This is a genomic window from Pseudomonas sp. NMI760_13 (assembly GCF_021283245.1).
Taxonomy (GTDB): domain Bacteria; phylum Pseudomonadota; class Gammaproteobacteria; order Pseudomonadales; family Pseudomonadaceae; genus Aquipseudomonas; species Aquipseudomonas peradeniyensis.
Genome location: NZ_JAJSRC010000012.1, coordinates 61,245 through 86,915, shown reverse-complemented (window position 1 = coordinate 86,915; position 25,671 = coordinate 61,245). Strand labels below are relative to the sequence as shown.

At 65.1% G+C, this 25,671-nt stretch carries 20 protein-coding genes; 12 read left to right on the top strand and 8 right to left on the bottom strand.

Annotation, left to right across the window (positions count from 1 at the left end; genetic code table 11):
- Positions 1-149 precede the first annotated feature (149 nt).
- A complete protein-coding gene (locus tag LU671_RS14705; protein ID WP_110738546.1) occupies positions 150-1,715 on the top strand; it encodes a methyl-accepting chemotaxis protein in 1,566 nt (521 codons plus the stop codon).
- A 224-nt stretch (positions 1,716-1,939) separates the two neighbouring features.
- Here the strand turns inward: LU671_RS14705 and LU671_RS14700 are convergent, their stop codons facing one another.
- From LU671_RS14700 to LU671_RS14685, 4 genes are all read right to left on the bottom strand, one after another.
- On the bottom strand, positions 1,940-2,824 hold the full coding sequence (locus LU671_RS14700; protein ID WP_232856069.1) for a pseudouridine synthase: 885 nt from the start codon (positions 2,822-2,824) through the stop codon (positions 1,940-1,942).
- Positions 2,825-2,874: 50 nt separating this feature from the next.
- Positions 2,875-3,183 carry a transcriptional regulator gene (locus LU671_RS14695; protein WP_203647475.1) on the bottom strand — a complete coding sequence of 103 codons (309 nt, stop codon included), beginning with the start codon at positions 3,181-3,183 and terminating at the stop codon, positions 2,875-2,877.
- 68 nt (positions 3,184-3,251) lie between these two features.
- The gene (locus tag LU671_RS14690; RefSeq protein WP_050704806.1) at positions 3,252-3,488 is read right to left on the bottom strand and encodes a glutaredoxin family protein; all 237 of its coding nucleotides are present in this window, start codon (positions 3,486-3,488) and stop codon (positions 3,252-3,254) included.
- A gap of 72 nt (positions 3,489-3,560) precedes the next feature.
- Positions 3,561-4,769 (bottom strand): ammonium transporter, encoded by a 1,209-nt coding sequence (locus LU671_RS14685; protein ID WP_232856033.1) that lies wholly within the window; start codon positions 4,767-4,769, stop codon positions 3,561-3,563.
- Between the two features lie 304 nt (positions 4,770-5,073).
- On the opposite strand from LU671_RS14685, the gene LU671_RS14680 reads away from it, so the two are divergent.
- From LU671_RS14680 to LU671_RS14655, 6 genes are all read left to right on the top strand, one after another.
- Positions 5,074-5,385, top strand: a complete 312-nt coding sequence (locus LU671_RS14680) for a DUF883 family protein (RefSeq protein WP_186713711.1) — start codon at positions 5,074-5,076, stop codon at positions 5,383-5,385.
- Between the two features lie 9 nt (positions 5,386-5,394).
- Positions 5,395-5,769, top strand: a complete 375-nt coding sequence (locus tag LU671_RS14675) for a phage holin family protein (RefSeq protein WP_203647476.1) — start codon at positions 5,395-5,397, stop codon at positions 5,767-5,769.
- Positions 5,766-6,095, top strand: a complete 330-nt coding sequence (locus LU671_RS14670; protein WP_203647477.1) for a hypothetical protein — start codon at positions 5,766-5,768, stop codon at positions 6,093-6,095. Before LU671_RS14675 ends, LU671_RS14670 begins: the two co-directional genes overlap by 4 nt.
- A 78-nt stretch (positions 6,096-6,173) precedes the next feature.
- On the top strand, positions 6,174-7,505 hold the full coding sequence (locus LU671_RS14665; RefSeq protein ID WP_203647478.1) for a deoxyguanosinetriphosphate triphosphohydrolase: 1,332 nt from the start codon (positions 6,174-6,176) through the stop codon (positions 7,503-7,505).
- Positions 7,506-8,297: 792 nt separating this feature from the next.
- Positions 8,298-8,918: a response regulator transcription factor gene (locus LU671_RS14660; protein WP_050704801.1), complete on the top strand. Its 621-nt coding sequence runs from the start codon at positions 8,298-8,300 to the stop codon at positions 8,916-8,918.
- Positions 8,919-8,925: 7 nt separating this feature from the next.
- Positions 8,926-12,552, top strand: coding sequence for a transporter substrate-binding domain-containing protein (locus tag LU671_RS14655; protein WP_442964129.1), 3,627 nt, complete (start codon positions 8,926-8,928; stop codon positions 12,550-12,552).
- 30 nt (positions 12,553-12,582) lie between these two features.
- Here the strand turns inward: LU671_RS14655 and LU671_RS14650 are convergent, their stop codons facing one another.
- On the bottom strand, positions 12,583-12,927 hold the full coding sequence (locus tag LU671_RS14650) for a YggL family protein (protein WP_050704800.1): 345 nt from the start codon (positions 12,925-12,927) through the stop codon (positions 12,583-12,585).
- Between the two features lie 186 nt (positions 12,928-13,113).
- On the opposite strand from LU671_RS14650, the gene dacB reads away from it, so the two are divergent.
- Positions 13,114-14,577 carry a D-alanyl-D-alanine carboxypeptidase/D-alanyl-D-alanine endopeptidase gene (gene dacB, locus LU671_RS14645; protein ID WP_232856032.1) on the top strand — a complete coding sequence of 488 codons (1,464 nt, stop codon included), beginning with the start codon at positions 13,114-13,116 and terminating at the stop codon, positions 14,575-14,577.
- Between the two features lie 939 nt (positions 14,578-15,516).
- On the opposite strand, the gene LU671_RS14640 is transcribed toward dacB, so the two are convergent.
- Positions 15,517-17,913: a sensor domain-containing diguanylate cyclase gene (locus LU671_RS14640; RefSeq protein WP_232856031.1), complete on the bottom strand. Its 2,397-nt coding sequence runs from the start codon at positions 17,911-17,913 to the stop codon at positions 15,517-15,519.
- A gap of 95 nt (positions 17,914-18,008) precedes the next feature.
- Entirely contained in the window at positions 18,009-20,207 is a 2,199-nt protein-coding gene (gene rlmKL, locus LU671_RS14635) for a bifunctional 23S rRNA (guanine(2069)-N(7))-methyltransferase RlmK/23S rRNA (guanine(2445)-N(2))-methyltransferase RlmL (protein ID WP_203647480.1), read from the bottom strand.
- A 565-nt stretch (positions 20,208-20,772) separates the two neighbouring features.
- On the opposite strand from rlmKL, the gene rmf reads away from it, so the two are divergent.
- Positions 20,773-20,982 (top strand): ribosome modulation factor, encoded by a 210-nt coding sequence (gene rmf, locus LU671_RS14630; protein WP_232856030.1) that lies wholly within the window; start codon positions 20,773-20,775, stop codon positions 20,980-20,982.
- Between the two features lie 214 nt (positions 20,983-21,196).
- Here the strand turns inward: rmf and LU671_RS14625 are convergent, their stop codons facing one another.
- Entirely contained in the window at positions 21,197-22,222 is a 1,026-nt protein-coding gene (locus LU671_RS14625; RefSeq protein WP_203647482.1) for a quinone-dependent dihydroorotate dehydrogenase, read from the bottom strand.
- Positions 22,223-22,348: 126 nt separating this feature from the next.
- On the opposite strand from LU671_RS14625, the gene LU671_RS14620 reads away from it, so the two are divergent.
- From LU671_RS14620 to LU671_RS14610, 3 genes are all read left to right on the top strand, one after another.
- A complete protein-coding gene (locus LU671_RS14620) occupies positions 22,349-23,563 on the top strand; it encodes a CmpA/NrtA family ABC transporter substrate-binding protein (RefSeq protein ID WP_232856029.1) in 1,215 nt (404 codons plus the stop codon).
- Between the two features lie 10 nt (positions 23,564-23,573).
- A complete protein-coding gene (locus LU671_RS14615) occupies positions 23,574-24,149 on the top strand; it encodes an ANTAR domain-containing response regulator (protein ID WP_203647484.1) in 576 nt (191 codons plus the stop codon).
- 304 nt (positions 24,150-24,453) lie between these two features.
- Positions 24,454-25,665, top strand: a complete 1,212-nt coding sequence (locus LU671_RS14610) for a nitrate/nitrite transporter (protein WP_232856028.1) — start codon at positions 24,454-24,456, stop codon at positions 25,663-25,665.
- Positions 25,666-25,671 lie beyond the last annotated feature (6 nt).

Below are 25,671 nucleotides of genomic sequence, written 5' to 3'. Positions count from 1 at the left end.
ATATTGGCGGCAACGGCTGCGATCAGGTGGGCTGCATTAGCTCAGCCGCACTGATGGCACCTTGCCCCAGATCAAGCCAGTTAAATATTCATTCAATAAAACCAGAGGCTTGCCGATACCCGTCGAAAGCCTTGCGGATTGAACAGCCAATGCGTAACAACCAGCCGATTACCCAGAGAGAACGGACTTTCCCTGCCCAGCAGCGGTTGATCTCCACCACCAACGCCAAGGGCGTGATCACCTACTGCAACGATGCCTTCATCGAGATCAGCGGTTTTTCCCGCGAGGACCTGATGGGCGCGCCGCACAACCTGGTGCGCCACCCCGATGTGCCACCGGCCGTGTTCGCCCACATGTGGCAGACCCTCAAGCAAGGCCTGCCGTGGATGGGCATCGTCAAGAACCGCTGCAAGTCGGGCGACCATTACTGGGTCAACGCCTACGTCACGCCGATCTTCGACAGCAACCAGGTGGTCGGCTACGAGTCGGTGCGGGTCAAGCCCACCGCCGAGCAGATCCGCCGTGCCGAAGCGCTGTACCAGCGCATCAACCAGGGCCGCTCGGCCATCCCGAAACGCGACAAGTGGCTGCCGGTGCTGCAGGACTGGCTGCCGTTCATCCTGGTCAGCCAGATCGGCTTCCTGATCGGCAACTGGCTCGGCCATTCCTGGGGCTTCGCCCTGGCCGCCGGCCTGTCGGTGCCGCTCGGCCTGCTCGGCCTGAGCTGGCAGCAGCGCGGCCTCAAGCGCCTGCTGCGCCTGGCCGAACAGACCACCTCCGACCCGCTGATCGCGCAGATGTACACCGACAGCCGCGGCGTCCAGGCGCGCCTGGAAATGGCCATGCTCAGCCAGGACGCACGGATGAAGACCTGCCTGACCCGCCTGCAGGACAGCGCCGAGCAGCTCAGCGACCAGGCCCGCCAGTCCGACGCCTTGGCCCACCAGAGCTCTTCGGGCCTGGAGCGCCAGCGGGTGGAGACCGAGCAGGTCGCCGCCGCCGTCAACCAGATGGCCGCCACCACCCAGGAAGTGGCCAACCATGTCCAGCGCACCGCCGACGCCACCCAGGAAGCCAATCGCCTGACCAGCCAGGGCCGCAACATCGCCGGCGAGACCCGTGACGCCATCGAGCGGTTGTCCGCCGCCGTGGGCGAGACCGGGCTGACCGTTACCCAGCTGGCCAAGGACAGCGACGAGATCGGCGGCGTGGTCGATGTGATCAAGGGCATTGCCGACCAGACCAACCTGCTGGCGCTCAACGCTGCCATCGAAGCGGCACGTGCCGGCGAGATGGGCCGCGGCTTTGCCGTGGTGGCCGACGAGGTTCGCCAGTTGGCCCAGCGCACCGCCGAATCCACCGGGCAGATCCACACCCTGATCGCCAAGCTGCAACAGACCGCCAACAACGCGGTGCAGACCATGGAAACCGGTCATCGCCAGGCCCAGGAAGGCGTCGAGCGGGTGATGGAGGCCGACCAGGCGCTGGTGGGTATCAGCGAGGCGGTGGCCAATATCACCGACATGGCCACCCAGATCGCCGCCGCCACCGAGGAGCAGTCCGCGGTGGCCGAGGAGATCAGCCGCAACATCAGCACCATCGCCGACCTGGCCGACCAGACCTCCGGCCAGGCCCAGCGCTCGGCGCTGCTCAGCGAAGAGCTGACCAGCACGGCAGGTACCCAGTACTCGCTGGTGGAACGCTTCAACCGCTGACCAGCGGTGACAGACTGTAGGCGCCAGCCGTGCTGGCGCCTACAGCGGCGGTGCCGTCCTCAAGCCATGCCCCATGCCTGTGGGAGCGGGTTTACCTGCGAAGCAAGCGACGCGCTGCCTGGCACCGGCTGCGCCGGTTCGCGGGCAAGCCCGCTCCCACAGGAATCGCGCCAGCTTGAGACATTTGCCCAAGACAGCGCCGGGCGAAGATGTGGGACTGGCCTTTACCAATCCAACTCCAAGCGGCTTTCGAAATAACGCACCTCACCCGTCAACGGATCCTCGAAGCGCAGGCTGTGGGCCAGCAGCTTGAGTGGCCGCGCGTAATCATCCTGTTCGTTGACCAGCTGCGGATAAAAAGGATCGTTGCAGATCCCCGCGCCCAACGCCGCCATATGCACCCGCAACTGATGGGTCTTGCCGGTGACCGGTGACAGGCCATAGCGCCACAGCTCGCCATTCTTCTCCAGCACACAGGCGTGGGTTTCGCTGTTGTCGGCCCCTTCCACTTCATGCATGCGGAAGAACGGCTCGCCATGCACCAGACGGCTGCGGTGCACCAGCGGGTAGTCATGCTGCGGCATGGCCGCTGCGATGGCCTGGTAGTGCTTGTCGATGCGCCGCTCGGGGAACAGGCGCTGATAGGCGCCACGGCTTTGCGGGTTGGCGGAAAACAGCACCAGCCCGGCGGTGTGCCGGTCGATGCGGTGCAGCGGCACCAGGTGCGGGTTGTCCAGGCGCCGGATGAGCCGGCGCAGCAGCGTCTGTTCGACGTACTCGCCGGTGGGCGTGACGGGTAGGAAGTGCGGCTTGTCCGCCACCACCAGGTGCTCGTCGACATGCAGGATTTCTTCCTGCACCGGGATCACCTTCTCGTTGGGCACTTCACGGAAATAGTGCAAGCGCATGCCCCGCCGATAGAGCGTATCCGCCGCAATAGGCTGGCCGTCGGCATTCAGCACCCGGCCCCGGGCGAAGCGGTCAAGCCACTGCTCACGCGCGATGCCCTTGAAGTGATCGCACAGGCAGTCGAGCACGTTTGCCCAGGGCCCCGGAGGCAGGCATACGGTACTGGCTTGCTGGTGGGCGGGGTCGAAAGGCGTGGTCATCATCGGGCTCGGTTCTACGTGGGCGGACATTATCTCCTACCCCCTGCCCCTCAACCAGCCTCGCTGGCCGGCTCGCAGCGCGCCTTGAGCCAGCGCAGCACCTGCACCGCGTCCCAGCGCCCCGGATCGTAGAGGGCGTAGCTCAGGCCCTGATAGCCCACCACGTCCAGCGGACGGTGAAAGCCGGCGCGCTGGAACAGCGCCTCGATCTCGGCAAAGCAGGTGTTGAAATGCACCTTGCCGAACGGCGTGCGTTCGTCGGTGACGATGCCGTCGAGGCGCAATTCCAGCACGGCCTCGCACACACGCTCGGGAGCCATGTGATTGACGCTGTACTTGAGTTGCTCGACATTGAGCATGGCTTCACCTCGGATACTGTATTTATATACAGCATACGGAGCGAGCCACCCGCTCGTCAATGCGCGACTCAGCCGAGGAAGGCCACCACCTGCTCGGCATCGAACGGCCAGCCCAGCTCGGCGCCGGTATCGCAACGGCGCAGCACCGGGATGCTCAGCCCGTAGCGTTCGAACAGCGCCTCGCTGTCGGCGATATCGACCAGCTCGACCAGCAGGCCGTGCTCGACGAACGGCATCAGCACGGCCTCGGCCACTTCACACAGGTGGCACCCCACGGTGCCGAACAACTGGGTTTCAGGGAGCATGCAGACATCCGTAATTCGCATGAATGGATGCTCATTCTAGGTCCGTCCCCGCCAACGCGCACCTGACCTGGCTCAATCCTGGCTGGTGGCGCCGATCCGGTGCACGGCCAGGTCCGCGCCCTGGAACTCCTCCTCGTGGCTCAGGCGCAGGCCATGCAGCGCCTTGATCAAGCCATACACGGCAAAACCGCCGACCAACGCCACCAGCACACCCGCCAGGCTCCCCAGCAGCTGGCTGACCAGGCTGACGCCGCCCAGGCCACCCAGGGCCGCCTGGCCGAACACGCCGCAGGCAATGCCGCCCCAGATGCCACACACGCCGTGCAAGGGCCATACCCCCAGCACGTCGTCGATCTTCCAGCGGTTCTGCGCGGCAGTGAAGCACCAGACGAACAGGCCACCGGCCACCAGCCCGGTGACCAGCGCGCCCACCGGGTGCATCAGGTCGGAGCCCGCGCACACCGCCACCAGGCCGGCCAACGGGCCGTTGTGCAGAAAGCCCGGGTCGTTACGCCCGGCCAGCAGGGCCGACAGCGTGCCGCCGACCATGGCCATCAGCGAGTTGATCGCCACCAGCCCGCTCACCCCCTGCAGGGTCTGCGCGCTCATGACGTTGAAGCCGAACCAGCCGATGATCAGGATCCACGAGCCCAGCGCCAGGAACGGAATGCTTGACGGCGCGAACGCCACCAGGCGTCCGTCGCGGTAGCGGCCACGGCGCGCGCCGAGCAGCAACACCGCCGCCAGCGCCAGCCAGCCGCCCATGGCGTGTACCACCACGGATCCGGCAAAATCATGGAACGGCGCGCCGAAACGCGCCTGCAACCAGGCCTGCAGGCCAAAGTTGCCATTCCACACCACGCCTTCGAAGAACGGGTAGATGAACGCCACGATCAACGCCGTCGCGCACAGTTGCGGCGCAAAGCGCGCGCGCTCGGCGATACCGCCGGAGATGATCGCCGGAATGGCCGCGGCGAAGGTCAGCAGGAAGAAACACTTGACCAGCGCATAGCCGTGATCGCTGGCCAGCGTCGCCGCCGGTTGCAGGAAACTCACGCCATAAGCGATCCAGTAGCCGATGAAAAAATACACCAGGGCCGAGACGGCGAAGTCACTGAGGATCTTCGACAGGGCGTTGACCTGGTTCTTGTGCCGCACCGTGCCGACCTCGAGAAAGGCGAACCCCGCGTGCATGGCCAGGACCAGGATCGCGCCCATGAGGATGAACAAGGTGTTGGAGCCATGGACCAGGGAGTCCATCGCGCTGTGCATGTTTTCCATGAAGTGGCAGACCTGCAAAAAGGCACCAGGACAGTTCAAGAACCGGCATCCATGCACCGGATCGGTGCCAGGCCCCTGCCCCGTTTCGGTGAGCCGGGCGGCGCCTGCGTGGTTTTTTCTTGGGTTTGTCGTGGATTGGGTTAAGGTTTAGCGGTATCCGCAACGCTGGCGCATGGTTTCGGCGCAAGCCGCGGCGGACACGCACCGCTTTTTAGCAAGCGCTGTACCAACACATCCCGCTGAACCTTCCGCGCCACCGATCACTCGAAATAACCAGCACACATCCACAGGGAGAGGCCCATCCATGGCCAGCAAATCGGCAAAGACTGCACAGGAAATATTGATGGCTGACTTCCAGGCTCTGGTCCGCGATACCGAGAAGCTGCTCGCCGACACCGCCAACCTGGCCGGCGACCAGGCCGACGAACTGCGCGAGCAGATCCACGAACGCCTGGTGCAGGCCCGCGAGACCCTGCAGTTGACCCAGGATTCGGTGCGCGCTCGCGGCCAGGCGGCCCTTGGCAGCGCCGAGGAATACGTGCAGGAGAACCCGTGGCAGGCCATCGGCATCGCCGCCGGCGTCGGCCTGCTGATCGGCCTGCTGGCCAAGCGCTGAGGAGCCGGCATGGACAACGACGCCATCGGCACGGGCGCCTCCGGTCGGCGCCTGGGCGCGGCCATATTGGGCCTGCTGCACAGCCATATCGAGTTGTTCGGCATCGAGTTGCAGGAGCAGAAGGCCCGCACCCTCAGTCTGCTGTTGTTCGCAGGTCTGGCCCTGGTGTTCGCCCTGCTGCTGCTGACCGCGCTGTCGGGCCTGGTGCTGGTGCTGCTGTGGGACAGTTACCGACTGGCCGGGATCATCGGCCTGTGCGTGTTCTACGGACTCGCCGCGCTGTACTGCGGCCTGCGCCTGAAAGCCGCGGTGTTCGATGAATCCTCGCCGTTCAATGCCACCCTCGAGGAGTTGGCCAAGGATCGGGAGCGCCTGCTGCCATGAGCCTGCCCGAACTGCCCAACACCCGTAACCCCCGTGAGCTGCGCAAGGCGCTGCTGCGCCTGCGCATGGAAATGCACCGCCAGGAAATCCGCCACGAGTCCGGCCAGTTGCTCGAACCGGTCCGCCGCCTGCGCGGCATGGGCGGCTCGTTCGGCGAGGGCCTGGGCGTCAAGCACGGCTCGCTGTGGGGTATCGGCGCCGTCGTCGCCCTGGGTTTTCTCACCGGCAAGGGCGTGCGCAGCGGCAACCTGGCGCGCCTGGTGCGCCTGGGCACCAGCCTGGTACCGCTGATCCGCCTGTTCCTCGGCAACAGCCGCCGCCCCTGAGGCCAAGGCGCGTCCGACGCTTGCGCGGGCGCGCCGGACGCAGGAAGCTATCCCGACTCTACGATGGGAGATCACGCCTTGGACTGGCACACCCTGCTGACCCGCGAACGACTGGGCAAGGCCCTCTACAGCCCCGAGGAACTCGGCCGCAGCCCGTTCCACAAGGACCACGACCGCATCATCTTCTCCGGCGCCTTCCGCCGCCTGGGGCGCAAGACCCAGGTGCACCCCGTATCCAGCAACGACCATATCCACACCCGCCTGACCCACTCCCTGGAGGTCAGCTGCGTCGGCCGCTCGCTGGGCATGCGCGTCGGCGAGACCCTGCGCGAGCAACTGCCGGACTGGTGCGAACCCAGCGATCTGGGAATGATCGTGCAATCGGCCTGCCTGGCCCACGACATCGGCAACCCGCCGTTCGGCCATTCCGGCGAGGACGCCATCCGTCACTGGTTCCAGCAGGCCGCCGGGCGCGGCTGGCTGGACGACATGAGCGACGATCAACGCACCGATTTCCTCAACTTCGAAGGCAATGCCCAGGGCTTTCGCGTGCTCACCCAGCTCGAATACCACCAGTTCGACGGCGGCATGCGCCTGACCTATGCCACCCTTGGCGCCTACCTCAAGTACCCATGGGCGGCACGCCACGCCGACGCCCTGGGCTACAAGAAGCACAAGTTCGGCTGCTACCAGAGCGAACTGGGGCTGCTTGAGCAGATCGCCGGCAAGCTCGGCCTGCCGCAGCTGGAGCACCAGCGCTGGGCCCGTCACCCCCTGGTGTACCTGATGGAGGCCGCGGACGACATCTGTTACGCCCTGATCGACCTCGAGGATGGGCTGGAGATGGACCTGCTGCAATACGCCGAGGTCGAGGCGCTGCTGCTGGACCTGGTGGGCGATGACCTGCCGGAAACCTATCGCCTGCTAGGGCCCGGCGAATCACGTCGGCGCAAGCTGGCGATCCTGCGCGGCAAGGCCATCGAGCACCTGACCAATGCCGCCGCCCAGGCCTTCGTCGAACAGCAGCAGGCCCTGCTCGCCGGCAGCCTGGCGGGTGACCTGGTCGAGCACATGCATGGCCCGGCGCAACGCTGCGTACTGCAGGCCAAGGACATGGCGCGCAAGAAGATCTTCCAGGACAAGCGCAAGACCCTGCACGAGATCGGCGCCTACACGACCCTGGAGATCCTGCTCAATACCTTCTGTGGCGCGGCGCTGGAACAGCATGGCGGGCGTACCCCGTCGTTCAAGAGCCGGCGGGTGCTGGACCTGATCGGCAACAACGCCCCCGACCCGCATGGTTCGCTGCACGACGCCTTCCTGCGCATGATCGACTTCATCGCCGGGATGACCGACAGCTACGCCAGTGAAATGGCTCTGGAAATGACCGGGCGGTCCAGTCCGAAGTGAGGGGATGACGGGGTGTTCGGCGCGAAACTTTCGGCGCCTATGAGATCGAGCGCCGCCCGCGCGGCGCATCGCGACGCAAGGCCGCTCCCACATCTGTTTCGGGCCAGTCAATCCTGTGCCATTACCTGGTCCGCCTTGTTGGCCCGACGCAATTTCAGCATGGACACCAATGCCGCCCCGCAGGACTTGAGGCATGCACCAAGGCGGGCGCCGTCTCATTCACAGGAATAATTGGCCCGAAACAGATGTGGGAGCAACTGTCTTGCTCAATTTCTAGAATCTGGCGCGATCCCTGTGGGAGCGGGTTTACCCGCGAAGCAGACGACGCGGTGCCTGGCACCGGCTGCGCCGGTGTTCGCGGCTGAAGCCGCTCCCACAGCGACCGCGCGGCCCTCAAGCCACGCGCTATGCCTGTGTGAGCAGCCTTGTGCCGCGATGCGCCGCGCGGGCGGCGCTCGATCTCATAGGCGCTGCATGGATCGCGGCGGACACCTGGAGGCCCTCACCCGATCAATAACCTCGCGCCCAAACGTCCTTGAAACGACTGACGTTTAATACGCATGAAATTTCCCACGCAATATTGATTCCCAATAAACACGCTCACTACGCAACCCCACCAAAACGATCAAACCCTGACAAATCCCTGTCAATATCTACATCACTCGTAGCAATGTTTCGCCAACACTGTAAGTAAATTCCTATATCCCGGTTTTGGCAGCCACTTCCCTGCCCGTCGACATTCAACTGAGCTAATGTGCCGGCTGCCTTCACGCGCCGCATGGAATGTTGAATATGCACTCAGTCTTTATAGTTGATGACCATCCCGTCATACGTTTGGCGATACGGATGTTGCTGGAAAACCAGGGATACAAGGTGGTCGGGGAATCGGACAACGGCGTGGACGCCATGCAGTTGATCCGCGAGACCCCGCCGGACCTGGTCATCCTCGACATCAGCATTCCCAAGCTCGACGGCCTGGAGATGCTCTCGCGCCTGCAGGCCATGGCCATCCCGCTGAAGGTCCTGGTGCTCACAGCCCAATCGCCGGCACTGTTCGCCGTGCGCTGCATGCACTCCGGCGCGGCCGGGTACGTGTGCAAGCAGGAAGACCTCAGCGAACTGCTCAGCGCGATCAAGGCCGTGCTGTCCGGGTACAACTATTTCCCCAGCCAGGCGCTCAATCCACCGCCGACGGGCAGCAACCAGGAGCTGGAACTGTTCCGCCAGGTCAATGATCGGGAACTCATGGTCCTGCAACTTTTTGCCCAGGGGCGCAGCAACAAGGAGATTGCCAAGGGCATGTTTCTCAGCAACAAGACCGTCAGCACTTACAAGAAACGTCTCATGCACAAGTTGCGCGCCAGCACTTTGGTGGAATTGATCGACGTCGCCAAACGCAACGCGCTGGTCTGAGGTCATGATGTGGAGGTGCATCGTTACATCGCTGCTGTGCCTGGGCATGCCGCTGCAAGGTGCCGGCGTGACCGTCGACACGGGGCGAACCTATACCCTGCTCAGCCGTTCAGCGCCGGCATCGGTCCAGCCCAGCCTGACACCGGCCCAGCGCGACTGGCTCGCGCAGCGCCGGGAACTGGTGCTGGGCACCTCGGCCCCTGACTACCCGCCGTTCGACATCGCCACGGGCGGGCGCGAGTACCAGGGGCTGACGGCCGACTACGCCGGACTGATCGGCAGCGCCCTGGGCCTGCCGGTGCGGGTGCAGCGCTTTCCCAGCCGGCCGGCGGCGGTCGCGGCGCTCAAGAGCGGGCATATCGACCTGCTGGGCAGCGCCAACGGCTATGAAGCGGTGACCCAGGGCCTGGCGCTGTCGCGGCCCTACGCCATCGACCAACCGGTGCTGGTGACCCGCGAGGATGAAACCCGGGCGCTGGACACGGGCCTGACGGGCATGCGCCTGAGCATGCTGTATCACTACCTGCCGCCCGGGGAGATTCACGCCAACTACCCCAAGGCCGAGCTGCTGACTTTCGAGTCCTCCACCCAGGCGCTGAATGCCGTGGCCTTCGAGCAGGCCGACGTGTTCATCGGCGATACCATTTCCACCCACTACCTGATCAGCCAGGGGCACCTGCCGCACCTGCGCATGGCCAATTTCGGCAAGCACGAAGCCGTGGGCTTCAGCTTCGCCATGCGCGAGGACGCACTCACCCTCCAGTCCCTGGTGGACGCCGCCCTCGACGCCCAGCCCAACACCACCCGCAACGATATCTTCAAGCGCTGGAGTGCCAGCAGCGGTAGCCTGCTGACCGATCGCAAGCTGCAGTTGTCGGCGCGCGAGGAACAGTGGCTGAGCGAACATCCGATCATGCGCGTGGTGGTCAACGACACCGCCGCGCCCCTGACCTTCTTCGACAACAATGACCGCCTGCGTGGCATCGTCGCCGACCTGCTAGAACTCATCCGCCTGCGCACCGGCCTGCGCTTCGAGATCCGGCGCGCCAGCGGCGATGGCGACATGGTCGACCAGCTCGAGTCCGGTCGCGCCGATATCATCGCCAGCCTCTCCACCGACGCCCGTCGCGGCAGCCCGCTGCAGGTCAGCCGGCCCTACCTCGAAAGCGCCTACGTGCTGGTCAGCCACACCGGCAACGACCAGCCCAGCAACCTCAAGCAACTCAAGGGCAAGCGCGTCGCCGTGCCACGCGACAGCAGCGTGGCCGCCCTGCTCGCGGCACGTCACCCACGGATTCACCAGGTCGCCACCGAAAGCACCTACTACTCCATGGTGCTGCTCGGCAGCGGCGCGGTGGATGCGGCAATCGCCACCCTGATCGACGCCAACCACATGCTCGCCACCAGCAACAATCTGGTCATCCGCAGCACGGTGGGCACGGAACCGGCAGCCTTCACCATGGCGACCGCCGCCGGGGCCAGCGAGCTGGCGGCGATCCTCGACAAAGCGCTGTTGAGCATTTCGCCGGAGGAACTGGGGGTGATCAACAGCCGCTGGCGCGACCATGGCCTGCGTGACGACGCCTACTGGCGCAGCTACCGCCGGCTGATCCTTCAGGTGGCGGGGGGCATTGCGGTGCTGCTGGTCCTCGCACTGGTGTGGAACGCCCGGCTGCGCCGTCAGATCAAGCAGCGTCAGCGGGCCGAACGAGCGCTCAACGACCAACTGGAATTCATGGGTGCGCTGCTCAATGGCACGCCTCATCCGATGTATGTTCGCGACCGTGACGGACGCCTGCAAAGCTGCAACGACAGCTACCTGCAGGCCGTCGGCGCCAGTCTCGAGGAAGTCCTGGGCAAGAGCCTGGACGAGGCCCCCTTCAGCGACTGCGACTATACCCGCCAGGTCCAGGACGACTACCAGCGGGTGATGGCCCAGGGCAAACCCTTGATCCTCGATCGCCCCCTGCGCCTGCGGGACCGCGAGCTGACGATCTATCACTGGATCCTGCCCTACCGCGACTCGGTGGGCGAGATGCAGGGCATCATCGGTGGCTGGATCGATATCAGCGAGCGCCGCAATCTGGTCCAGGACCTGCGCCTGGCCAAGCAACAGGCCGATGACGCCAATCGGGCCAAGAGCACCTTCCTGGCCACCATCAGCCATGAGATCCGCACGCCGATGAACGCCCTCATCGGCATGCTGGAACTTGCCCTCAAGCGCGCCGACCAGGGCAAGCTGGACCGCCCTGCGCTGGAGGTCGCCCATCATTCGGCCAGTGACCTGCTGGGGCTGATCGGCGACATCCTGGATATCGCCCGGATCGAGTCCGGACAGATGTCCCTGGTCCCCGAAGCAGTCGACCTTGCGGCCCTGGTCGAGTCGGTCGGCCGCGTATTCGACGGCCTGGCCCGGCACAAGGGCCTGGTGCTGGACGTGGTGATTGCTCCCGAGGCCCGCTGCCACGCCATGCTCGATCCGCTACGGTTCAAGCAGGTGCTGTCGAACCTGGTGAGCAATGCGATCAAGTTCACCGAACAGGGGCAAGTGCGCATCACCGCCAGGTTGCGCAACGATGGCGAACCTGCCATGCCGACGCTCGACCTGGAGGTGCGCGACAGCGGTATCGGGATCCACGAGCAAGACCTGCAACGCCTGTTCTCCCCCTTCGTGCAGGCCAACCCCTACAGCGACGGCGCCAGGGCCGGCACCGGGTTAGGACTGGTCATCAGCCGCGACCTGTGCACGATGATGGGCGGCGAGCTCACCCTGCAGAGCCTGCAGGGCGTCGGTACCCGGGTCCGTCTGGTGATGCCGCTGCAATGCGTCGATCCGGTCACGCCCCAGCCCCGATCGCCCACGGAAATCCCGCAACCGGACCAGCAGCTGCGCATCCTGGTGATCGACGACCACCCAGCCAACCTGTTGCTGATGGCACAGCAACTGAACTACCTGGGCCTTGGTCAGGAAAGCGCCGAAGATGGACGCGAAGGGCTGCGCAAGTGGCGCGAGGGTTGCTTCGATATACTCATCGTCGACTGCAACATGCCGCTGATGAATGGCTTCGAACTGGCCAGGACCGTGCGCATGGAGGAGCAACTGCGCAACCGGCCACGCTGCACCATCCTCGGCTACACCGCCAACGCCCAGCCCGAGGTGCGCCAGCAATGCCTGGATGCAGGCATGGACGATTGCCTGCTCAAGCCCATCGGCCTGCAGGTGCTGGGGCAGCGGTTGAAGGCCCTTGCACGGATTGCCTACCAGGAAGACGAGCACCATACGCCCGCCGTGCGGTTCGATCTCGATGGCCTGTCGGCGATCGTTGGCGACAACCTCGCCGACCGCGACCGCATCCTCGACACCCTGCTGCTGAGCCTGCGCCAGGACCTGCAGGCGCTGATGGCCATCGACCCGCAACGCGAGGGCGGCGAGCTGGCATTACAGGCACACAAGATCCTCAGCGCGGGACGGATGCTGGATGCTCAGGCGTTGATCGAGGCGTGCGAGGCGCTGGAGGTGACGGACTTGCCCCAGGCTGAACTGAAACGGCGCCGTCAGGCGCTGGCGCGGCACATGCGCCGCGTGGAGAAAGCCCTGGCCAGGCAACGGGAGCACCTGGCCGAGGTCGGATGAGGGCGGTACAAGACGTACCGCCGCCATTCATCAGGAAGCCGGGTTGACCGGTTTTTCCGGGTACCAGGCATCCAACAGCGGGCTGACTTCGATATTGGTCAGTTCGCTGCGGCCCTTGAGCCAGGCTTCGACAGCGGCGCGCTGTTCTTCGTTGACCGAACCACGGGTGGCCTTGCAAACCAGGCCGAAGTCGTCGCCACCGACGTAGTCCAGGCCGTTGGCATCCATGGCTTCAGCCAGGAAGGCGTCGAGGAAGGCATCGATGGCTTCATCGGACAGGTCTTCCTTGAAGCCCAGGTTCAGTTCGAAACCCAGCTCCTGGAATTCGTCCACGCACAGTTTCTTGCGCAGGCGACGGGAACGGTTGGTAGCCATGAAACAATCCTCTCAATTAATTACGCGCGGCACTTTACCAGTTTCCGGCGCCTAGCGGCGCTTTTCCGTCGAATGAGGCCCATGCTCGTGCTGCTTGGGGCATAATGCGCACTACATTTTGTCCTGGGGCCATCACTTCCTACAGCCCCGTTGTCTTTTCCCCTCGCCTGCAGGGTTTGTCCATTTATGATCAAGACGCTCCGCCCACTGCTGCTCGCCGGCCTGTTCCTGCCCCTGTCGCTGTCCGTGCAGGCCGCCGCCGTCAACACCAGCCTGCCACCTAAGGTGCAGCAGGCGCTCAAGACCAACAAGCTGCAGGACTCCGCCCTGTCGCTGGTCATGCTGCCGCTGGACGGCCCGGGCACGGCGACCGTGTTCAACGCCGATGTGTCGGTCAACCCGGCCTCGACCATGAAGCTGGTCACCACCTACGCCGCGCTGGAACTGCTGGGCCCCACTTTCCAATGGAAAACCGAGTTCTACACCGACGGCACCCTGAACAACGGCGTGCTTAACGGCAACCTGTACCTCAAGGGTGGCGGCGACCCCAAGCTGAACATGGAGAAACTCTGGCTGCTGATGCGCGACCTGCGCGCCAATGGCGTTCGTACCGTGACCGGCGACCTGGTCCTGGACCGTAGCCATTTCGTGCAGCCCAACTTGCCACAGTTCGATGACGATGGCGGCGACGAGAACAAGCCGTTCCTGGTCAAGCCGGACTCGCTGCTGGTCAACCTCAAGGCTTTGCGCTTCGTTGCCCGCAACGACGGTGGCAAGGTCAACGTCTCGGTCGAGCCGCCGATCGCCAGCATCCGCATCGACAACCAGGTCAAGGCCGTGGCCGGCAAGCAGTGCACCGGAGAGGTGCGCTACAACCCGGTAGTCCAGCCGGACGGTGTCAGCGTCACGGTCAGTGGCCAGCTCGCCGACGGCTGCAACTCGCAGACCTATCTGTCGCTGCTGGACCACCCGACCTACGCGGCCGGTGCCGTGCGGGCGATCTGGAACGAGCTGGGCGGCAGCATCCAGGGTCGCGATCGCATCGAAAACGTGCCCAAGAGTGCCCGCCTGCTGGCCCGCGCCTTCTCGCCGGACCTGGTGGAAGTGATCCGCGACATCAACAAGTACAGCAACAACACCATGGCCCAGCAGCTGTTCCTGAGCCTTGGCGCGCAGTTCCGCACCGACGCCGACGGCGACGATGCCCGTGCCGCCCAGCGTGTGGTGCGTCAGTGGATGGCGAAGAAAGGCATCACCTCGCCGCACCTGGTGATGGAGAACGGCTCGGGGCTGTCCCGCGCCGAGCGGGTCAGCACCCGCGAGATGGCGGCGCTGTTGCAGGCGGCCTGGAAGAGCCCTTACGCGGCGGAGTTCATCAGCTCGATGCCGCTGGTGGGGATGGACGGCACCATGCGCAAGCGGCTCAAGCGCACGGCCATGACGGGCGAAGGGCACATCAAGACCGGGACCCTGAATACCGTGCGGGCGATTGCCGGGTTCAGCCGGGACAGTAACGGGCACACCTGGGCGGTGGCGGCCATTCTCAATGATCCCAAGCCTTGGGGGGCTTCCCAGGTGCTGGACCAGGTGTTGCTGGATCTTTATCGCCAGCCCAAGGTGGGGAATGGGACTGTTGGGGTGATGCCTTGATTTGAGTGGGGTTGGGGTTGGGGCTTGGCTTTAAGGTGTTGGTTTTGATGGATGTAAGCGCATTCATTGGCGATGGTGACGCATAGTCACCTTTTCGCCCTTACGGCGACCTACTTTTGCTCTTGGGCAAAAGTAGGCAAAAACCGCTCGCTCCATTCATCCGGCCCCTACGCTTCGCTCCGGGGTCCCCTCGCTCCGTTCTTGCTCCCGGGAGGACCGCGCTGAACGCCCCATCCTGGGGCGCAGCGCTTGACGGCCATCCATGGCCGTCACCTCCCTCCGCAAGAACTCCGCTCGGCCTCCTGAAGTCGCAATTGGTGGCGCCTGGACTATCGCGCGCTTAGAATCAAGAGCAAGAGCAAGAGCAAGAGCAAGAGCAAGAGCAAGAAATGCGAATTTAGTTGTTTGACAGTTAGTTATGCATTGACTGTTCCATCCCTTTCGCGGGGCAAGCCCGCTCCTACAGGGTTATATATAACGGCGACTATTGCGTGGGAGCGGGCTTGCCCCGCGATGCGATCGAGAGATCAATTAAGTTTAAACTAGCGATAGCTGCGCCAGTCCAGGCGCCGCCCGTAACTTCGCGACTTCAGGAGGCCGAACGCAGGTCTTGCGGAGGGAGGTGACGGGCATGGATGCCCGTCAAGCGCTGGGGCCCAGGATGGGCCCTGCAGCGCGGTCCTCCCGGGAGCAAGGCCGGAGTGAGGGGACCCGGAGCGAAGCGTAGGGCCGGATGAATGGAGCGCAACGGCTTTGGTTACTTTGGCCAAGACCAAAGTAACCCGCCGTAAGGGCGGAAAGGTGACTAAGCGTCGACATCACAAATGAATGCGCATAAAACTTTCAACACAACCAAACAATCAAACAATCAAACAATCAAACAATCAAACAATCAAACAATCAAACAATCAAACAATCAAACAACAGATCAAGCTTAACTCAAGACAACTCCCCCTCAACCCGATCCCTCCCCCCCTGCTTGGCCACATAAACCCCAGCATCCGCCCGCAACAACAACGCATCCGCCCCCTCCCCAACCCGCCACCCCGCCACCCCAAAACTCGCCGTCACCCGCCCCACCCCCTCGACCGGCACACTCCGAACCCCCTGCCACAACTCCTGCGCCAGCACCCGCGCCTGCTCGGCATTACTCCCCGGACACAACACCATGAACTCCTCCCCCCCCAACCGACAAAACACATCGGTCCGCCGCAACCGCTGCCCGATCCGCTGGCACAGGCTGCGCAGCACATGATCCCCCACCGCATGCCCGTATTGATCGTTGATCCGCTTGAAGTGATCGATATCCAGCATGATCACCGCCAGGTCCAACCCATCCCGCTGCGCCCGATCCAGTTCGTTGCGCAGCCGCTCCTGGAAATATCGCCGGTTGTAGATCCCGGTCAGCGCATCGGTCACCGACAGCGCCCGCAGCTCCTCCTCCACCCGCTTGAGGTCCGAGATATCGGTCAGGTAACCATGCCAGAGCGTGCTGCCGTGCTCGCCGACCTCCGGCGTCGCCTCCCCCCGCACCCAGCGCAACCCCGCCCGCGGCAGGCACACCCGGTACTCCTCCCGCCACGGCGTCAGGTACTCGGCGGAGTAACGCACCGAGCGCCGCACTCGCTCCAGGTCGTCCGGGTGGATACGTTCGAACACCGCCGCGGCGTCCTCGCGCAGCACTGCCAGGTCCACCTCGTAGATGTCGTGCAGACCTTGGCTGGCGTAGGGGAAACAGGAATGACCATCGGCGTCCAGGCGATACTGGTAGATCCCGCCAGGCACCTCGGCGCTGAGTTTTTCCAACAGCCGGTCGCGGGCCGCCAGGGCTTCGTGCACCCGGCGCCGCTCGGTGACATCGATGCAGATCGCCAGATAGCCCACCCATAACCCCTGCTCGTCCAGCACCGCCGTCACCAGCATGTTGGCCAGCAGGTGGCTGCCATCCTTGCGCACCAGGGTCCAGTCCGCCGGCTCCGCGCCGCCCTCCTGCACCGTCTCGGCGAACATCGCCTGGCCCGCGCCAACCTCGCGCCCGAAGCGCACGCTCAAGGCATGGGCCCGCTGGCGCAGCTCCTCGGGCAAGACCAGGTCCTCAAGGCGCAGCTGGCCCAGCGCTTCGCCGGCCGAATAGCCCAGCATGCGCTCGGCGCCCGCATTGAACGTGCCGATCACCCCGCGCAGGCTGGTGGCGATGATCGCCACCTGGGTCGCGGCATCAAGCACGCTGCGCAACTGGTTGTGGGTCTCGCGCAATGACTGCTCGCTGATACGCAGCTCGGCGGTACGCCGGGCCACCAGGCCCAGGGCACGCTGGCGCTGGCTGAACAGGCTGTACAGCAGCAGCGCCAGCAAGACACTGAGCAGGCCACCGAGCAACGCCACCACCGGCACCGCCGACGAGCGGTTGGCGGCAAGAAAGCCCTGGCTGGGACGAATGTCGAGCTGGTAGTGGTGGTCCGCCAGGTGCAGCAGGTGACTGCTGGCAAAGCCCATGCGCGCCGGCGGCATCCCTGAGTCGAACAGCACCTCGTGACCACCCTCTGTGGACAGGTCGAGGATGCGCACCACCAGGTTGTCGTCAGCCACCGTCGGCAGGCTCTCGGCGATCAGCTGATGCAGGCTCAGCAAGGCCATGACGTACCCTCGAAGGGGATCGCCCACAGACGCTTCATCGGCGAACACCGGGGCGACTATCAGCAGGCCACGGGTATAAGTCGGTTCGACGTTGATCATGTCCAGCGGCGCCGACACCGCCATGCTGCCGGGGCTGGCGGCCCGGGCCAAGGTCGCGGCGCGCAGCGGCTGCCCACCCAGGTCGAAGCCGTAGGGCTGGGCCTGGCGACTCGCCGCCTGGGTGTACAGCACCGGATAGTAGTGATCACGCGCAGGCGCGGCCTGCCAATCGCCCTGGGCGTCCAGGTCGCGGATCTGATAGGGCTGGCCCAGCCAGGCACTGGCGCGCCGCTCGAAGTCCTCGCGCTGCGCGGCCGCTACCCGCGGTGCCCAGGAGTAAGCCTGGGTGCGGTGCAGCAAGGGACGTGCGTAGCCATCGAACTCGCGGGGGGTGATTTCAGTGGAATAGGCGAAGAACCGGCGCAAGCCATCCAGGCGTTGCTCCTGCTCCTCGAAACGCTCGGCGATGCGGCTGTAACGCTCACTGGCCAGCAGCTCGAAGCGCTGGCGCAGTTGCTGCTGGTAGAAGGTCTGGGTGGCGATCGCCAGGGCGGCCGTGAGCAACGCCCCGGCGACCAGCGCCGCCAGGGCCACGCCCCAGGCCGACAACTCGTCGCCGAGCAGGCCAAGCCGCTTTGCAGGTACGCCCGGGTTCGACATAGAGGACTCCAACCAAGGTCAGCGTCCTGCGTATTGTCCCGCCCTGTCCTGAGTTATAGCCACTGGCCAGCAGGCGTGCCACGTACCTCGTCGGCTCAGCGCAGACGCAGCTGCCAGGCGCGGTGGATACGATTGTTGCGGGCGAAGTCCGGGTCCAGGGTCTGGGCACTGATCTCCTCCACTACGTAGCGCGCGGCCAAATGCTCGTCGAGCTGGAACTTGCGGAAGTTGTTGGAGAAGTACAGCACACCCCCCGGGGCCAGGCGCGCCATGGCCAGGTCGAGCAGTTGCACATGGTCGCGCTGCACGTCGAATACCCCTTCCATGCGCTTGGAGTTGGAGAAGGTCGGCGGGTCGATGAAGATCAGGTCGTAGCTGTCCTGGGCGTTCTCCAGCCAGGCCATGACATCGCCCTGCTCCAGGCGGTTGCGCTCGGAGAAACCGTTGAGCGACAGGTTGCGCCGGGCCCAGTCCAGGTAGGTCTTCGACAGGTCCACGCTGGTGGTGCTGCGCGCGCCGCCCTTGGCTGCGTGCACGGTGGCCGTGGCGGTGTAGCAGAACAGGTTGAGGACGCGCTTGCCCGCCGCCTCGCGCTGGATGCGCATGCGCATCGGCCGGTGATCGAGGAACAGCCCGGTATCCAGGTAGTCGGTGAGGTTGACCAGCAGCTTGACGCCGCCTTCGTTGACCTCCTGGAAGCGCCCTTCGGTGGCCTGGCGCTCGTACTGGCGGGTGCCGCTCTGGCGCTCCCGGCGCTTGAGCACCACACGCTGCGGATCGACACCGAGGGCCTGGGGAATCGCGCTCAGCGCGTCGAGCAGGCGCGCCTGGGCCTTGTCCGGATCAATCGAACGCGGCGCGGCGTACTCCTGCACGTGCACCCAGTCGTGGTACAGGTCCACTGCCAGGGCGTACTCGGGCATGTCGGCATCGTACACACGGTAGCAATCGACCTTCTCGCGGCGGGCCCACTTGCCCAGCTGCTTGAAGTTCTTCTGCAGCCGGTTGGCGAACATCTGCGCGCCTTCCGACAGGCGCGCCGGCTCGCTGGCCACCGGGGCCTGGCGACGAGGCTCGCCCTCAGCCGCCTCGGCCTGGGCCGAACGACGATCACCGGTGACGAACTGGTCGGGCTGGACCTTGAACAGCAACAGCTTGCACGGCAACGCGCCGTTCCAGAAGGCGTATTGCTTGTGGCTGCGGATGCCCATGCGCTTGCCCAGCTCCGGCGCGCCGGTGAACACCGCCGCTTCCCAGCCCATGCAGGCCTGGCGCAGGCGCTCGCCGAGGTTCTGGTAGAGGTACAGCAGGCTGGCTTCGTCGCCCAGGCGCTCGCCGTAGGGCGGGTTGCTGATCACCAGGCCTTTCTGGTTCTGGTCCGGACGCGGCTCGAAACTGGCCACCTCGCCCTGGTAGATCTTCACCCAGTCGCCCAGGCCCGCGCGCTCAACGTTGTTGCGCCCCGGCTGGATCAACCGTGGGTCGGCCTCATAGCCGCGGATCCACAGCGGCGGCTTGGCCAGGCCGGCTTGAGCACGGGCCTGGGCCTCGTCGTGGACCTTGCGCCACAGCGCCGGCACATGGCCGAGCCAGGCGCTGAAGCCCCAGCGCTCGCGCTTGAGGTTGGGAGCGATATCGGCGGCGATCATCGCCGCCTCGACCAGGAAGGTGCCCACGCCGCACATCGGGTCGGCCAGGGCGCCGCCCTCGGCCGCGATACGTGGCCAGCCGGCGCGGATCAGCACCGCCGCCGCCAGGTTCTCCTTCAGGGGCGCAGCACCCTGCTGCAAGCGATAGCCACGCTGGTGCAGGCTGTGGCCGGACAGGTCGAGGGAAAGGATCGCCTCGCCACGGTCCAGGCGCAGGTGCACGCGCACATCCGGGTCGACCTTCTCCACCGACGGGCGCAGGCCTTCGCGGTTGCGCAGCTTGTCGACGATCGCATCCTTGACCTTGAGCGCGCCGAAGTGGGTGTTGTCGATGCCTGAGCCATGGCCGCTGAACTCCACCGCCAAGGTGCCATCAGCCGCCAGGTGGTCGGCCCAGTCGACGGCATTCACGCCGTCGTACAGGTCGTCGGCGTTCTTCATCGAGAAGCGCTTGAGCACCAGCAGCACGCGGTTAGCCAGGCGCGACCAGAGGCACAGGCGATAGGCGGTTTCCATGTCGGCGTCGCCGCGAATGGCCGAGGTGTGCTCACGCACCTCGTTCAGGCCCAGTTGACGGGCTTCCTCGGCGAGCAGGCCTTCAAGACCCTTGGGGCAGGTAAGGTAAAGTTCGAAACGGTCCGACATGTGCAATCCAGAGCCTTTGGCTAGGTAGATGGCGAGCCGACGCATCGGCTGCCGCTGTTAGCCCGCACGCCTTTCCAGCAGGCGTCCGGGTGGCCCGACGAAACGCTCGCCAGGCCTGGCCGCCCGGTCGATCATGCCTTTGCCGGGTGGCGAAAGAGGCTTTGATCGTCGGGCAGTATGAAAATTGCGTGGACGTCGGGCTCAGATGTGACCCTTCGTCGCATTACCAAATATTACTGTCATCATCCAGCAACGCTGGCCAATTGACGTCAAGGTTGGGTAAACCCTGATCATAGCGGGCTCAACGGCAAACAAGGTTGAGTCGCATTTATTTACTTATCCCCTCACCTTCGGAAAGGTTACGTCCTTATGACAAATCGATCATTCACACTGTGACCTGCATTCGTTAGAACTGATCTCAGGTCGCACCGCAACGGGGCGGCACTTTCAACCCGCCACGCCAGCAGCGGGTGCACTTCGGCAGAACGATTCTGCCCGGCCTCGGAGAGGCCGACGGGACATTTCAGTCAACAAGTGAGGGCAATACCTTATGAGTGGAAAAAGAATGAAACGTAGTTCCGAGGAGAAAGAAAAAGCACGCGGTTTTCTTTACGGCATACAAGGTAAATCCCGAGAACTGTGCCCAAAACAGGAAGGTACAGCTGGCCATCAAAACTGGATGAACGGTTGGCGCAACGGCCGTGAAGCATACTGGAATGCAGAGACCGGCATCGCTGGCATTTCTACCCGAAACGAGAACCACGCACTTGGCTGAACGAGGACACTGAATTCGAGTCACCATGCGCGCCCTATCCGGGCGGCGGGCTGCGGCCCAGGGGCCCCTTTGAAGGGGCCCTTTTTTATGCCCTTTTTTTCATCCTATCCGGCGGGCAACGTGGGAGCGGGCTTGCCCCGCGATGGCGTCCGCCCAGGCAACTTGTCCTGGCGCCATCGCGGGACAAGCCCGCCCCCACGGCTACCGGTTCATTTCATGCTTTCGGCATCGCGGCAATGGCATCCACTGCTTCACGAATCAGCGACGGGCCTTTATAGATGAAGCCCGAATAGATCTGCACCAGGCTCGCCCCTGCGGCGATCTTCTCGGCCGCATGACGCCCCTCGGTGATCCCGCCCGCCGCAATGATCGGCAGCTTGCCACCCAGCTCACCAGCGAGCACTTTCACCGTGTGAGTGCTCTTTTCCAGCACCGGCGCACCCGACAAACCACCAGCCTCGCCACCGAACGGCAGGCCTTCGACGCCCTCGCGCCCCAGGGTGGTGTTGGTGGCGATCACCGCATCCATCCCCGATTCGACCAACGCCGCCGCCACCAGGGCGGTCTCCTCGTCACTCATGTCCGGCGCGATCTTGATCGCCAGCGGTACGCGCTTGCCGTTTGCCTGCGCCAATTGCTCACGGCGCTCGGCCAGGGCATCGAGCAGTTGCTTGAGCGAATCGCCGAACTGCAGCGAACGCAGGCCGGGGGTATTCGGCGAGCTGACGTTGACGGTGATGTAGCTGGCGTCGTTGTAGACCTTCTCCAGGCAGATCAGGTAGTCGTCCTGGGCCCGCTCGACCGGGGTGTCGAAGTTTTTGCCGATGTTGATACCCAACACGCCGGTGTACTTCGCGGCACGCACCCGCGCCAGCAGGTGGTCGACGCCCAGGTTGTTGAAGCCCATGCGGTTGATGATGGCCGTGGCCTCCGGCAAGCGAAACAGCCGCGGCTTGGGGTTGCCCGGCTGCGGGCGCGGCGTCACGGTGCCGATCTCGACAAAGCCGAAGCCCAGTTGGGCAAAGCCATCGATGGCCGCGCCGTTCTTGTCCAGGCCGGCGGCCAGGCCGACCGGGTTGGCGAAGTTCAAGCCCATCACTGTCACTGGCAACGCCGCCGGCTGCTTGCACAGCAGGCCGTTGAGCCCGAGACGGCCACCGGCGCCGATCAGGTCCAGCGAGAGGTCGTGGGAGGTTTCCGGGGAGAGCTTGAACAGCAACTGGCGGGCCAGGGTATACATGGGTGGGCGGACTCGCGGTGTGTGAGGGGGCGATTATAGCCAGCGCGCCGCCGGGGCGACAGGGCAATGGCACATGGGTTGCTAAGTCCGTTGCATGCAGTCAATCGCGAACGCCTGAGGATTCTCGTGAACACAGCCCTCCCGACAACGCCCCTGGCCTGGGTCAACGGCAGCGACGCGCCGGAAAAGCCCAGCCTGGACATCGGTTTCATGGCCCTGACCGACTGCGCCTCGGTGGTGGTCGCCGCCACCCAGGGCTTCGCCCAGCAGTTCGGCCTGACCCTCAACCTGCGCCGCCAGGCGTCCTGGGCCGGGCTGCGCGACAAGCTGGTCAGCGGCGAGCTGGACGCCGCCCACTGCCTCTATGGCCTGGTGTACGCGGTGCACCTGGGCATCGGCGGCGTGCCCGCCAGCCCCTTGGCCGTGCTCATGGGCCTTAACCAGAACGCCCAGGCCATCAATCTCTCCCCCGCGCTGCAGCGCAAGGGCGTGACCAGCCCCGAGGCACTGGCGCGGCTGGTGCACCAACAGGGCGCACAACTGACGTTCGCCCAGACCTTTCCGACCGGTACCCATGCCCTCTGGCTTTACTACTGGCTGGCCAGCCAGGGTATCCACCCGCTGCGCGATGTGACCAGCGTGGTGGTGCCCCCTGCGCAGATGGCCGCCCACCTGCAGGCCGGGCGCATCGACGGCTTCTGTGTCGGCGAACCCTGGTCGGCGGACGCCGTCGCCAAGGGGCAGGGCTTCACCCTGGCCACCAGCCAGTCGATCTGGCCCGACCATCCGGAAAAGGTCCTGGCCAGTGCCCGCGGCTTCGTCGAACAGTACCCCAACAGCACCCGGGCGCTAATCAAGTCGGTACTCGCCGCCGCACGCTTCATCGAGCAGAGCCAGGAGAATCGCCGTGGCACGGCGCAACTGCTCAGCGGCAGCGCCTACCTGGGCTCCCCGGTCGGCAGCATCGAGCCGCGCCTGATCGGCGACTACCAGGATGGCCTGGGCCATCGCTGGCACGATCCCCACGGCCTGCGCCTGTTCGACCAGGGTCGGGCCAACCTGCCGTACCTGTCCGATGGCATGTGGTTCATGACCCAGTTCCGCCGCTGGGGCCTGCTGCGTGACGACCCGGACTACCTGGCGGTCGCCAGCCAGGTGCAGCAGCTGACGCTGTACCGCGAAGCCGCCACGGCGTTGGGCGTACCTTGTGCCGACCCGCCCATGCGCAGCAGCCTGCTGATCGACGGCAGCCGCTGGGACGGCAGCGACCCCCATGGCTATGCGCGCAGCTTCGCACTGCACGCCCTGGACGCGGCGCCTGACGCCCGCGCCCATCGCTGAGGGTCCAGCCATGTTGCGTATCCTGCTGATCGACGACACGGAAAAAAAAGTCGGCCGCCTCAAGGCCGCCCTGATCGAGGCCGGCTTCGAGGTGATCGAGGCCAGCAGCCTGAGCATCGACCTGCCCGCGTGTGTCGAAACGGTGCACCCGGACGTGGTGCTGATCGATACCGAGTCACCAGGCCGGGACGTGATGGAACAGGTGGTGCTGGTCAGCCGCGACCGCCCGCGTCCCATCGTGCTGTTCACCGACGAGCATGACCCCGGTGTGATGCGCCAGGCGATCCAGGCCGGGGTCAGCGCCTACATCGTCGAGGGTATCCAGACCACGCGGCTGCAACCGATCCTTGATGTGGCCATGGCCCGCTTCGAAAGCGACCAGGCGCTCAAGGCTCAACTGCTGGCCCGCGACCAGCAGTTGGCCGAGCGCAAGCTCATCGAGCAGGCCAAGGGCCTGCTGATGAAGATGAAGGACTGCAACGAGGAACAGGCCTACACCCTGATGCGCCGCCAGGCCATGAGCCGCCAGCAGAAGCTGATCCAGGTGGCGGAACAGATCATTGCCATGTCGCAGATGCTGGGGTAGCGCCATCCGTACCGACGTTACGCCCCTCTGTAGGAGCGGCCTTGTGCCGCGATAGGGGCGCGCAGCGGCCCCAAGATTTCAGGGTTTACATAAAGATCGCTGGGGCCGCTTTGCGGCCCTTTCGCGGCACAAGGCCGCTCCTACAGGGTTCGCGCGAGACTGGATATTGGCCCGCCTCTTGCTCTGAAAACCCCGGTAGCCAACGGCGGTTGCCCCCATACCCTGACAAAGACGTCGCTCGCCCCTCCACAGCCATGGACCGGGTAGCGGCGTCTTTTCGTTTCCGCGCCCAACGAGGTGTTCGATGAATACGAGCTTCTGGAAATCCGGGCATGTGCCCACGCTGTTCGCCGCCTTCCTGTATTTCGACCTGAGCTTCATGGTCTGGTACCTGCTCGGCCCCCTGGCGGTGCAGATCGCCGCCGACCTGCAACTGAGCGCACAACAACGGGGCCTGATGGTGGCCACGCCGATCCTGGCCGGCGCGGTACTGCGCTTCGCCATGGGCCTGCTGGTCGATCGCCTGTCACCCAAGACCGCCGGGCTGATCGGCCAGGTCATCGTGATCGTCGCCCTGGCCTGCGCCTGGCACCTGGGGGTGCGCAGCTATGAGCAGGCGTTGCTGCTGGGTGTGTTCCTCGGCTTCGCTGGGGCCTCGTTCGCCGTGTCCCTGCCCCTGGCCTCGCAGTGGTATCCACCCCAGCACCAGGGCAAGGCCATGGGCATCGCCGGCGCCGGCAACTCCGGCACGGTGTTCGCCGCGCTGCTGGCCCCGGCGCTGGCCGCGGGCTTCGGCTGGAACAATGTGTTCGGCTTCGCCGTGCTGCCCTTGCTGCTGACCCTTGTGCTGTTCGCCCTGCTGGCGCGCAATGCCCCGCAACGGCCTAAGCCCAAGGCCATGGCCGACTACCTGAAGGCCCTGGGAGATCGCGACAGCTGGTGGTTCATGTTCTTCTACAGCGTGACCTTCGGCGGCTTCATCGGCCTGGCCAGTGCCCTGCCCGGCTACTTCAGCGACCAGTACGGGCTGAGCCCGGTGACCGCCGGCTACTACACCGCCGCCTGCGTGTTCGCTGGCAGCCTGATGCGCCCACTCGGCGGTGCTCTGGCCGATCGCTTCGGCGGGATCCGCACCCTGCTGGCGATGTACGGCGTGGCCGCCGTATGCATCGCCGCAGTGGGCTTCAACCTGCCCAGCGCGGCGGCGGCCCTGGCGCTGTTCGTCAGCGCCATGCTCGGATTGGGCGCCGGCAATGGCGCAGTGTTCCAGCTGGTGCCACAGCGTTTTCGCCAGGAGATCGGTGTGATGACCGGGCTGATCGGCATGGCCGGTGGCATCGGCGGCTTCCTGCTTGCCGCAGGCCTGGGCACCATCAAGCAGCATACCGGCGACTACCAGCTCGGCCTGTGGCTGTTCGCCAGCCTCGGCCTGCTGGCCTGGTTCGGTCTGCTCGGGGTCAAGCAACGCTGGCGCACCACCTGGGGCTCGGCGGCAGTGACGGCGGCGCGGGTCTGAGGCCGC